Below are 10,718 nucleotides of genomic sequence, written 5' to 3' on the forward strand. Positions count from 1 at the left end.
AAAGGGCCCCCGCTCTTCAGCGGGGGCCCTTTTGTTTGCCTTATTCTCCGATGACCGGCGGCGCTGTGCGCATGTCGGTGCCGAAGACCTCGTCGGGGTCACCCTCGACCAGGTACGTCGGACGCGAGTGCTCGGTGTCCTCGTCGCCCTCGCCCTTCTGGCCGCGCGCCATGCCCCCACCGGGTCCCATGCCACCACGGCCGCCGGCGCCCGCACCGAGGCCACCCATCCCGCGTCCCGCGGCCGCTTCGGCCGCCCCGATCCCGCCCGGCCGGGCGGCCCCCGACGCGGCGCCCGCGCCGGTCGCGTTGCCGGCGGCCGAGCCGCCGGGGCCGAAGCCACCGCCACCGCGCCCGCCGCCACCGCCGCCGACCTTGGAGTTGTAGGCCTCGTCGCCGCCGAAGTTCATCCCGCCCATCGGCATCGGGCTCATCGGCGGCATCCCCCCGAACTGCTGGTTCGGGTTCGGCGCCGACGTGCCGGGGATCGAGCTGGGCGAGAAGCTGGACGGCGTGGTGGTGCCAGCCGGGACGAACCCGGAGCCGGTGGTCGAGCCCGGCCCGGAAAAGTGCGCGGCCGGCCCGCCGGTGCCGCCGGGGACGTTGCCGGACACGAAGCCCTGAGCGGTGCCGCCGGGCGTGTTGACCAAGTTGCCACCCGGCATGTTCACGCCGGAGGGGTTGTTGATGCCGTTCTTGTCCCCGGTGCCGTTGGGGTCATCGCCGCCACCGCCGGTGCTGAAGCTGGGCGGAGGCGCGAAGGCGGGCTGCTTCGACGCGGCCTCGTAGAGATTCTTGTCGTAGGTCGCCATGACACCGGCGGCTTCGTCGTGGGCTGCCTGGCTGTCCTTTTGCTTCTGGAGGGACTTGTCGACGTTGTCGGGCAGGTTGAACGGGTTCGACGTGGCCCAGCCCTTGAACTCGTCGGTCCAGCTGAACGGGATGGGCGCCGGCATGGAGTTCTTCGCCGTGGCGGCGGCCTGGCCCTGGTCGTAGATGGTTTCCGACGCCAGTTTGGCGTTTTGGGAGTTGGCGTCGGACCACTTGCTGAGGCTGGTGAAGTACTGCTGCGCGTTCTCGGCGGCACTGCCTTCCCAGGTGCCCTTGGAGGCGTTGACCGCGGTGGTCATCGACTGCGCGAACTTGTCGAAGACCTGGTGGACCTTGTGGTACGCCGTCGAGACGTCCGAGACCTGCTCGACGTTCAGGTTGCTCTCGAGGAAGGCCTGCAGCTGGGCGTGGTCGCTGCCCTTGTAGTCCGCGTTGGGCGCGTTCAGGCCCTGGACGTACTCGACGTCGCGCCCCTTGGTGGCCTCCGCGACGTTCTTGTCGCCCATCTGCTGGGCCTGGTTCTTGGCCTGGGCCTGAGCGATCCACTGCTGGACGGGCCCGAAGAGCCAGCTGCCGGGGTCGACGCCTTCTTCGGCCTTCTGCTGCAGGTAGGCGTCCCGCTCGGCCGGCGCCATGTTCTGGACTTCTTGGGGTGTCTTGTCTTCTGTCTTCGGCGTCGGGCCCTGTCGCGTCGTCATCTGGATCCCCTTACCCCTTGGGCAGCTTCGGCTCGACGGTCTTCGTGGCCACGTCTTCGGCGATCTGGCAGGCTTTCTCGACCGTGTTCACCGAGGTGACGTTCACGTCGACACGCCCCTTGTCGCCCACACCGAGGGCGACCGTGCAACCGAGCGGCGTGTTGCCGGACGCCTCCTTGGCCTTGCGGCCGTTGACCTCCAGGTCCTTGACGCCGTTCCCCGTGTCGTTGACCGAGTCGAGCGAAGCGTCGTCGCGGATGGCGACGTTGATGCCCATGCTTTCTTCGCTGGCCGTGGTGGTCTTGTTCAGGTAGCTGCAGACCCGCGCCGCGCCGAGCTTCTGCTCCTCGGCGTCGCCGAACGTGCTGTACGGGCTGACATCGGAAGCGGTGAGCAGGGTGCACGGCTCGAGCGACGCGGTCGTGGCACTGCCCGGGTCCGCCGAAGCCGAACCACCGGACGTGGGCGCGGCCGGCTCCGAGTTGGCGGGCGACGCGGTTCCGGGCTGAGTGGTCGTGCAGCCGGCCAGCAGGAGGGCACCTGCGGCGACGGGCAGGACAGCGCGTGCGAGGAGTTTCATCGTTCCCTACGGCTTGGACTTCATGGCGTCGAGAGCAGCGTTCTCGGATTCGTGGTAAAGGCCGGCGGCGCGCGCGAGTGCCTCGTCAGCCTGCTTGGCCACCTCGCGGAGCTGGGTCAGCACGACACCCGCAGAGCCCTCCGCCTGCGTCGCGCCCTTCTGGTCGTGGGCCGCGATGGTGTGTCCGTAGGGGTGGTTGCCCAGCTGCGGCGATTGGTTGAGCGTGTAGGTGGTCTGCTCCAGGCCACGGAGGTCGGTGACCAGGTCGTTCAACGCGTCCCGGATCGGTTTCACGCCCTCCGGGGTGATCTTGAAGCCCCCGCTCGCAGCCGCGGCGACCAGCTTCTCGGTCTCGGCCTTGACGCTCTGCACCGCGGCAACCATGCTCGCCGAAGAAAGCGGATTGACGATGTTCGCGATCGAGCCGCCCCCGCCGTCAGCCATCTGCATCGCTGTTCACCCCGATATCGCTTCGCCCGTGCGTGTGCACCCGGAAGTCTACTAGCCGGGCACCCTCTGCCACTGCCGTTCACCGATCTTCACCTTCGACGCGGTCACGCGGCGAGCGGTTCCGGAAGGATCAGAACTGGCCTTCGAGCTGGGCGTACAGCTGCTGGGCCAGCCGGGCGTTGTCCGCCGGGGCGTAGGTGATCCACCGCTGGCCGTCGGCCGCGGCCCGGGAGGACATCAGCCAGCGGCCGTTCGGGGTGTCGAACCAGGCCAGCGGGGGGAACGTGCCGCCGCGGGTTTGGGCCGTGAACTGGCCGACCCGCTTCTTCGGCTCCTGGAACACCCGCTCGATCATGCGGACCTGCGGCCCGCCGGCACCGCTCTGGGAACGCGGGCCCGTGACGCCCGCGAACGGGTCGTACGCGTCGTCGCGGCGCTGGTGGCGGGGCTGCTGGACCGGCCGGGAAATCGTCACCGACTGGCCGGGCGCCGCCGGGGTCAGCGGGAGCAGGTCGACGATCGCCGGGACAATGCCCGTCGGGCGGACCTCCTCGAAGACGATGAGGTTCTCCTCCTGGCGGGCGAGCACCGCGAACTGGCCGTCGGTGGCGACGCGGGCGAACAGGTGGCGGTCGCCCAGCTCGGCGGCCGCGCTGATGGTCACGCTGCCGCGGACGAACGTGGCCAGCGCCAGCTCCGCGTCCGGGTCCAGGCGGCCGCGGCTCCACAGCCCGCGGCCGGTCAGGTCGCGGACGACGGCGTCGCGGATCATCGCGCGCTGCTCGACGGTCGTCCCCACGTGCGGGACCTCGAACGGCGTCGGCGCGCGGCCGAGCCCGAGCTGTTCCAGCAGGATGTCCACCGCTGCCAGCGACAGCGAGAACGAGTGCGGCATTCGCTTCCAACCCCCCGCGGATGAGTCCGGCCTTCGCCGAAAACGGTAGTCCACCGGAAAGCTCCGCCCTCAGCGAACCCACTTGCCGGGGCAAGATCGCCGCTGGTCCGATGGACGCATGGCTGATCCGAAACCCGCCCTCGTCCTGCACCTCGCCACCGGCGGGGAGCCGCTGCTGTTCGCGCTGACCACCGAAGAGTCCGGGAAGCTGGCGGGCAAGCTCGCCCAGCTCGTGCAGACCGGCACCGTCGAGACGGTGACCACCAAGGACGGCTCCGAGGTCGCGATCAACTTCGCCCACGTCGCCGCCGCATACGTCGACGACCTCGCCCGGAAGAGCACCGTGTTCGGCATGCACGGCTAACGGCGAAGGCCGCCTCACGACGTACGTGAGACGGCCTTCGCGAAGAGCCTCAGAGCTTGTACAGGCGCTTCCAGTTCTCACGCGAGGTGAGCTCCGGCATGGCGCGCTTGTACTGCTCCTGCACCGCGGCGCCTTCCTTGCGCAGCCGCTGGACGACCTTCGCGCCCTGCTTGGCCAGCGCGAACATCTTCACGCGGTCGTAGGAGCGGACGCGGACGCCTTCCTGGCTCGCGTCGGTGACCACCGCCGTGTCGAACAGCGCGATGTGCCACCAGTTCGCCTCGTCGATCGGCACCGCGCCGAGCCCGAAGCGGCTGCGGCCGAGCACCCGGTCGAGGACGCGCTTGATCAGCACCAGGCGCTGCATGCTGGGCCGCGGCGCGCTGTTGATGATGCCGATGTCGTTGGACGCGATGCCCGGGACGTCGGTCGCCTTGTGGCGCTTGGTCTCCGGGTACTCGTCGCGGATGCGGCGGATCTCCTTCATCGCGTCGACCCCGCCGTCACGCAGGATCTCCGGGCCCTTCAGGAAGTCCTCGACGGCCTTGATCAGCGTCGCCGACAGGCCGTACTGCATACCGAGCAGGTAGCGCACCAGCTGCGCGATCAGCACCCGCGAGAGCAGGTTCAGGTTGAACGGCGAGTGCAGGGCGGCGGTGATGATCGAGTTGCGCAGGTTGAAGTACCGGTGCCACTCGTCCCAGTCCTTCATGTGGAAGTCCGCGTGCCACACGCCCGCACCCGGCAGGGTGACGGTCGGGAAACCGTGCGCGCGGGCCCGGTAGGAGTACTCGGCGTCGTCCCACTGGAAGAAGAACGGCAGCGGGTAGCCGGTGGCCTGGACGACCTCGTAGGGGATCAGGCACGACCACCAGCCGTTGTAGCCGGCGTCGAGACGGCGCTCCTGGCGGTTCGGCTTCAGCGTCTCCTCGTCCACGCCGAGCAGGTCGGCGGTGGACAGCGAGTGCTCGACCGGCTGGCCGGGCTCGAGCGTGTTGAGCCGGGCGTACTCGGCGCCGACGTGCAGCTGGTTCGGGTGGAACAGGTTCAGCATCTGGCCGCCGACGATGATCGGGTTGGCGGCGCGGTTGGAGAACGCCGTCATCCGGATCACCAGGTCCGGCTCGAGCAGGACGTCGTCGTCCATGAACAGGACGTTCGCGTGCTCGGTGGCGGTGTGCCCGGCCACCTCGAAGAGGCCGCGGGTGAAGCCGCCGGCGCCGCCGAGGTTCGGCTGCTTGATGTAGTGCAGCTTGTCGGCGAGGTCCTTGGCGACCTGCTCGAAGCCCTCGCGGGACTCGACGAGGTCGGTGCCCTGGTCGGCGACGTAGATCGCGTCCAGGGTCTCCAGCGAGGAGACGTCCGCGGCGAGGGCCTGGAGGTTCTTCAGGCAGTCGTCGGCGCGGTTCATCGTGCAGATGGTCACCGCGGTCGGGCGGATCTTCTCCGGGGCGTCGACGGTCCAGCGGACCTGCTCGACGCGCAGCGTCTGGCCGCCCTCGGTCTCGAGGTCGAGCCAGAGCGCGCCGCCGTCGTAGAACTTGTCGAGCTTGCCGGTCAGCGACACCTTCGCCTGCTTGGCGTCCTTGACCTGCTCGGCGGCCACCACGCGGGGCTCGCCCTCGACGTCGGAAGCGCCCATGGACAGCAGGCCGGTGCCGGTGACGACGGCCTCGACCGAGACCTCGGTCACCGTCGTCCAGCGCTGCCAGTAGCTGGCCGGGAACCGGCCGAAGTAGGTGTTGCCCGACACCTTGGAGGCGGGCTCGAGGGTGATCGACGCACGTTCCCGCACGGCCGCGCCCCACTCGAGCTCGGCGTACAGGTCCTTGCTGACGATCGGGGCGGGGCCGGCGTAGAGCCCGCGCTGCGCCGTCAGGCGGCCCTGCGGAGTGTGCTCGGTGAACCGCGTCTCGGCGGCCGCGCCGGCAGTGGTGGTCGGCGCCGGGGTTGCTGTTTTACCGGGCATTGAGTTCCTCAGTTCTCCTCGGTCGACGGCTCGCGGAAGACGACCCACTTGAGCATGACGAAGTTGATCACGGTGGCGGTGGCCTGGGACACGGCCCAGCACAGCGTGTGCTGCCACGCGGACTCCGGCAGGACCTGCAGCATGAGCTGGTTCACCCCGACCGCGACGAAGAACGTCACGGTGTAGAGCAGGACGAACGAGCCGATCTGCGCCTTGCCGTCGCGGCGGCCGCCGGCGAAGGTGAACTTCCGGTTCAGGAAGAACGCCGTGGTCGTGCCCACGATGAAACTGATAGCGCGAGCGATGTCGACCCACGGTGAGGTGGCCATCCCGGCCACCTGGGTCAGCAGCGTGTAGGTGCCCAGGTCGACCAGGGCGCAGAAGCCCCCGACCAGGGCGAAGCGGATGAGCTGGCCCAGCAGTCCAGGGGAGGACTGAGCAGCCGTCATGTCGGCTTGCGGATCGGTCGCCACCACTGCGTTACCTCGTTGCCTGAGTCATGGTCACCCGCGCGGGCGCTTGTGCCTTGATGCGCAAAGTGTAGAGACGAGCACTTCAGGGTCACGTTCCGGGCGTCGGTCGGCGTGGCTACCCTGGTCGGGTGACCCACGTACCCAACACACAGCGTCGCACGCTCATGGGCTGGGCGCGGACGGCACCGACCACGGCCGACGTCCTGACCACGCCGGACGTCGAGACCATCGCGCGCGCCGTGGCCCAGGCCGGTGCACGCGGCGTCATCGCCCGCGGCCTCGGCCGGTCCTACGGCGACCCGGCGCAGAACGCCGGCGGCCTCGTCGTCGACATGACGGCACTGAACCGGATCCACTCGATCGACCCGGACAGCGCGCTCGTCGACCTCGACGCCGGCGTCAGCCTCGACCAGCTGATGCGCGAGGCGCTCCCGTACGGCCTGTGGGTCCCGGTGCTGCCCGGCACGCGCCAGGTGACGATCGGCGGCGCGATCGCCAACGACATCCACGGCAAGAACCACCACAGCGCGGGCAGCTTCGGCAACCACGTCGTGTCGATGGACCTGATCACCGCCGACGGGCAGATCCGCACGCTGACGCCGGAGGGCCCGGACGCCGAGCTGTTCTGGGCGACCGTGGCCGGCATCGGCCTGACCGGCATCATCGTCCGGGCCACGATCCGGATGACGAAGACCGAGACCGCGTACTTCATCGCGGACAACGAGCGCACGAACAACCTCGACGAGACCCTGGAACTGGTCAGCAACGGCTCCGACGACAACTACACGTACTCGTCGGCGTGGTTCGACACGATCTCCACCGGCGCGAAGCTGGGCCGCGCCGCCTTCGGCCGCGGCTCGCTCGCCAAGCTGGACGAACTGCCGCCGAAGCTGCGGGCGAACCCGCTGAAGTTCGACGCGCCGCAGCTGGCGACGCTGCCGGACATCTTCCCGAACGGCCTCGCGAACAAGCTGACCTTCGGCACGATCGGCGAGCTGTACTACCGGAAGACGCCGAAGGACGCCCGCGGCGTCATCCAGAACCTGACCGCCTTCTACCACCCGCTCGACATGTTCGGCGAGTGGAACCGGGCCTACGGCTCGAAGGGCTTCCTGCAGTACCAGTTCTCGACGCCGCTGAACGCGCACGAGCCGCTGCGGAACATCGTCCGGAAGATCGCCGAGTCGGGGCACGTGTCCTTCCTCAACGTCTTCAAGCGCATGGGCGAGGGCAACGCGGCGCCGCTGTCGTTCCCGCACCCGGGCTGGATGGTCTGCGTCGACTTCCCGATCAAGGACGGCCTGAGCCGGTTCTGCCAGGAGCTCGACGAAGACGTCCTGGCGCTGGGCGGGCGGCTCTACACCGCGAAGGACTCGCGCACCTCGCCCGAGACGTTCGCGAAGATGTACCCGCGGCTCGAAGAGTGGCGCAAGGTACGCGCATCCATCGACCCCGAAGGCGTTTTCGCCTCTGACATGAGCCGGAGGCTCGAACTGTGATCGACGCGGTGGGCAACCCCCAATCCCTGCTCCTGCTCGGCGGCACGTCCGACATCGCGCTGGCGATCGCCGAGAAGTACCTGGCCGAGAAGCCGCTGCGGGTCGTGCTGGCCGCCCGGCCCTCGCCGCGGCTCGACGCCGCCGCCCAGCGCCTGAAGGACCGCGGCGCCGAGGTGTCCACTGTGGACTTCGACGCGAAGGACACGGCGGCGCACCCCGGCGTGCTGGCCAAGGCGTTCGAGGGCGGCGACATCGACGTCGCGGTCGTGGCGTTCGGCCTGCTCGGCGACCCCGAAGAGGTCTGGCAGGACCACACGAAGGCCGTCGAGCTGGCGACCGTGAACTACACCGCCGCGGTGTCGGTCGGCGTCGCGCTGTCGGAGAAGCTCAAGGCCCAGGGCCACGGCACGGTGATCGCGCTGTCGTCGGTGGCCGGCGAGCGCGTCCGGCGCTCCAACTTCGTCTACGGCTCCACCAAGGCCGGTTTCGACGGCTTCTACCTGGGCCTCGGCGAGGCCCTCGCGCCTTTTGGGGTGCAGGTGACGGTCGTCCGTCCGGGTCACGTCAAGACGAAGATGACCGAGGGCCTGAAGGACGCTCCGCTGGCGCAGACGGCCGAGCAGGTCGCGGAAATCGCCGTCGGCGCGGCCCGCGCGGGCAAGGACCTGGTGTGGGCGCCGGCGCAGTTCCGGCTGGTGATGTCGGCGCTGCGGCACGTCCCGCGGCCGATCTTCCGCAAGCTCCCGATCTGAGCCTTTCCCGGCTGTCGGGCCTGAAGCGCTCAGCCGCCGACGGCGTGGGCGGGCACCAGGTAGAGGTTCTGGCTGCCCATCCACGGCGAGTCGATGTGCCAGCTCGCCAGCGCGGCCGGCGGGGGTGCGCGGCGGGTCGTCGCCAGGACCAGGTCCGGGCTGATCGGGGCGACGCTGTGGTCGAAGTTGTGGAAGTTGGCTTCCAGCAGCGCGCGGCCGAGATCGTCGCTGCGGCGCTTGGTCTCGGTGATCGCCGGGTCGACCGCGCCGCGGTCGGAGAACTCGTCGACCAGCTCGCAGTCGCACGCGTACGCCAGCGCGCCGACCTCGCCCGCCGTCTCGACCTTGCGGCCGTGCGCGATCGCCGCCAGCTCGTGGCCGATCTCGCGGTACTCCGTCGTCGACGCGTGGTTGCTCGTGATCGGCGCGAACTGGCGGGGGACGCCCGGCAGCGCGTACACCGCGACGCTCGCCGCGAGCGCCGCTCCGGCCAGCGTCCACGTCCCGCGCCGCACCCGCTCTGGGACCGCTGAAGCGCAGGCGGCGAGGAAGATCGTCGCGCAGATGATGCTCGGCGCGTAGTACCAGTGGTACGGCGGCACGCCGAGCCGGCTGTACGCCACGTAGTGCAGCGCGCCCCCGACGGCGAGCGCCGCGAACGGCGTCAGGCGGCGGGCCGTCTCCGAGCCACGGCGGAAGTGGGCGATCCAGGCCACCGCGGCCACGCCCGCGAGCAGCAGCGGCAGGAACGAAAGTGTGGCCGCGGCCGGGAAGTTGCGCCAGTACAGCAGCGGGCCGTTGGTGAAGCTGAACGGGCCCCACGCCTGCTGGCTGATCTTGATCACGAGCGTGTCCGGCACGGCCGAGCCGAGCACCACCCAGCTGAACCCGAACCAGGGCAGCGTCACGGCGAGCGCCGCGAACGCCGTCCGCCAGATCCCGGTCCAGAACTCGCGCCGGGCCGCGAACAGCACCGCGGCGATCAGCAGCAGGTCGATCCGGACGAGCGCGAGCAGCCCGACGACGACACCCAGCCGCCCCGGCTGCCGCTCCCCCGCGTAGACCAGCGTCCACACGACACCGGCGGCGCCGAGCGCCACCTCCAGCCCGATCGAGGACAGCAGCAGCGGGTTCACCAGCAGGAGCCCGAACGTCAGCGGCGCGAACGCCGCGGGCAGGCCGGCGCGCTCGCCCACGCGGCGCAGGCCCAGCACGAGCAGCACCTGCGCGGCGACGAACACAACCCCGGCGGCGAACACGGCGTCGCGCACGACGAACGTGACCGCGCCGAGGGCCAGCACGTTCAGCGGCGACGTCGCGGTGTTCGCCGTCCCCTGTTCGATCAGGCCCCAGTGGCCGTGGAAGGCGAGGTTCTTCGCGTAGGACAGCGTGATGTAGGTGTCATCGATGAGATGGCTGCTGACCAGGGCGAACACCAGTGCGGAAGCGGCCGCGGCCCCCGCGGGCAGGGCCCACGAGCGGGCGACCGGACCGGCCGCCGGCAGCGCACGGACGGCTTGGGGGAGTTCTGCGGAGGCGCTTCGCATCCGGGACACCATACCTCGCCCGTGATGCTTTTGTGATCTGAGCCGGGTAGGGGTGGCCCAGGCCACAGTCGGCGATCAGATGCCGTCCCCCGAGCCGGAGTTGCCGGTGTTGCCGGTGTTTCCCCGGCCGCCGAAGCCGGGACCACGGCCGTTGAAGCCCTGGTTGCCGTTCGGGCCGTCGTACTGGCGGTGGATGCCGGGCCGGCCGTCGCGCGGACCGTGGTGGGTGGCGGCCGCGATGCCACCGACGATGCCGCCGCCGACGAGCAGGCCGAGCACGCCGACCCCGACGAGCTGGGTGGCCCGGTGGCCGACGAACCGCCGGAAGCCGCCGGGCTGCCGTGGGGCCGCCTGCGGCCCCCAGGCGGCGTAGGCCTGGCCGGGGCCGGGCTGCGAGAGCTGCGGAGTCGGCGGCGCGGGCGGCGGCTGCTGGCCGTGGACAGCGGTCTGGTCGGCCGCGCCGGCCCCGGACGCCTGGCCCGCACCCGCCGTCCCGCCCGCCGCACTTTCACGTGAAAGTGCGGGGTCGGGACCCGAGCTTTCACGTGAAAGCTCGGGCTCGGTCGGTGTGCCGTGGGCGGCCGTTGGCTGTTCGGCCGTTGGTTGGTCGGCCCCGGACGGGGGCTTCTCCTCGCGCGGCTGGTCGTTCATCGTCGCTCCT

11 protein-coding genes are annotated in these 10,718 nt (G+C 70.3%); 3 read left to right on the forward strand and 8 right to left on the reverse strand.

Annotation, left to right across the window (positions count from 1 at the left end):
* Window positions 1–40: 40 nt before the first annotated feature.
* From Q5425_RS09000 to Q5425_RS09015, 4 genes are all read right to left on the reverse strand, one after another.
* Window positions 41–1,528, reverse strand: a complete 1,488-nt coding sequence (locus Q5425_RS09000) for a hypothetical protein (protein WP_308671658.1) — start codon at window positions 1,526–1,528, stop codon at window positions 41–43.
* Window positions 1,529–1,538: 10 nt separating this feature from the next.
* Window positions 1,539–2,108 (reverse strand): DUF3558 domain-containing protein, encoded by a 570-nt coding sequence (locus tag Q5425_RS09005; RefSeq protein WP_308671659.1) that lies wholly within the window; start codon window positions 2,106–2,108, stop codon window positions 1,539–1,541.
* Between the two features lie 6 nt (window positions 2,109–2,114).
* The gene (locus Q5425_RS09010) at window positions 2,115–2,558 is read right to left on the reverse strand and encodes a hypothetical protein (protein WP_308671660.1); all 444 of its coding nucleotides are present in this window, start codon (window positions 2,556–2,558) and stop codon (window positions 2,115–2,117) included.
* Window positions 2,559–2,688: 130 nt separating this feature from the next.
* Window positions 2,689–3,453: an ESX secretion-associated protein EspG gene (locus tag Q5425_RS09015; RefSeq protein WP_308671661.1), complete on the reverse strand. Its 765-nt coding sequence runs from the start codon at window positions 3,451–3,453 to the stop codon at window positions 2,689–2,691.
* A 118-nt stretch (window positions 3,454–3,571) separates the two neighbouring features.
* Between Q5425_RS09015 and Q5425_RS09020 the strand changes: the two genes are divergently transcribed.
* On the forward strand, window positions 3,572–3,817 hold the full coding sequence (locus Q5425_RS09020; protein WP_308671662.1) for a hypothetical protein: 246 nt from the start codon (window positions 3,572–3,574) through the stop codon (window positions 3,815–3,817).
* 49 nt (window positions 3,818–3,866) lie between these two features.
* Here the strand turns inward: Q5425_RS09020 and Q5425_RS09025 are convergent, their stop codons facing one another.
* Entirely contained in the window at window positions 3,867–5,786 is a 1,920-nt protein-coding gene (locus tag Q5425_RS09025) for a glycosyltransferase (RefSeq protein ID WP_308671663.1), read from the reverse strand.
* Between the two features lie 8 nt (window positions 5,787–5,794).
* On the reverse strand, window positions 5,795–6,262 hold the full coding sequence (locus Q5425_RS09030) for a GtrA family protein (RefSeq protein ID WP_308671664.1): 468 nt from the start codon (window positions 6,260–6,262) through the stop codon (window positions 5,795–5,797).
* Window positions 6,263–6,423: 161 nt separating this feature from the next.
* On the opposite strand from Q5425_RS09030, the gene Q5425_RS09035 reads away from it, so the two are divergent.
* Entirely contained in the window at window positions 6,424–7,758 is a 1,335-nt protein-coding gene (locus Q5425_RS09035) for an FAD-binding oxidoreductase (RefSeq protein WP_308671942.1), read from the forward strand.
* Complete coding sequence (locus Q5425_RS09040) at window positions 7,755–8,510, forward strand: decaprenylphospho-beta-D-erythro-pentofuranosid-2-ulose 2-reductase (RefSeq protein WP_308671665.1); 756 nt, start codon at window positions 7,755–7,757, stop codon at window positions 8,508–8,510. The genes Q5425_RS09035 and Q5425_RS09040 overlap by 4 nt, the downstream gene beginning before the upstream one ends.
* Window positions 8,511–8,539: 29 nt before the next feature.
* Here Q5425_RS09040 and Q5425_RS09045 read toward each other — a convergent pair whose 3' ends face one another.
* Together Q5425_RS09045 and Q5425_RS09050 are read right to left on the reverse strand one after the other, a co-directional pair.
* Window positions 8,540–10,057 (reverse strand): glycosyltransferase family 87 protein, encoded by a 1,518-nt coding sequence (locus Q5425_RS09045; RefSeq protein WP_308671666.1) that lies wholly within the window; start codon window positions 10,055–10,057, stop codon window positions 8,540–8,542.
* A 75-nt stretch (window positions 10,058–10,132) separates the two neighbouring features.
* Window positions 10,133–10,708, reverse strand: a complete 576-nt coding sequence (locus Q5425_RS09050) for a hypothetical protein (RefSeq protein ID WP_308671667.1) — start codon at window positions 10,706–10,708, stop codon at window positions 10,133–10,135.
* Window positions 10,709–10,718 lie beyond the last annotated feature (10 nt).

Origin of the sequence: Amycolatopsis sp. A133 (assembly GCF_031082405.1) — a bacterium.
GTDB lineage: Bacteria > Actinomycetota > Actinomycetes > Mycobacteriales > Pseudonocardiaceae > Amycolatopsis.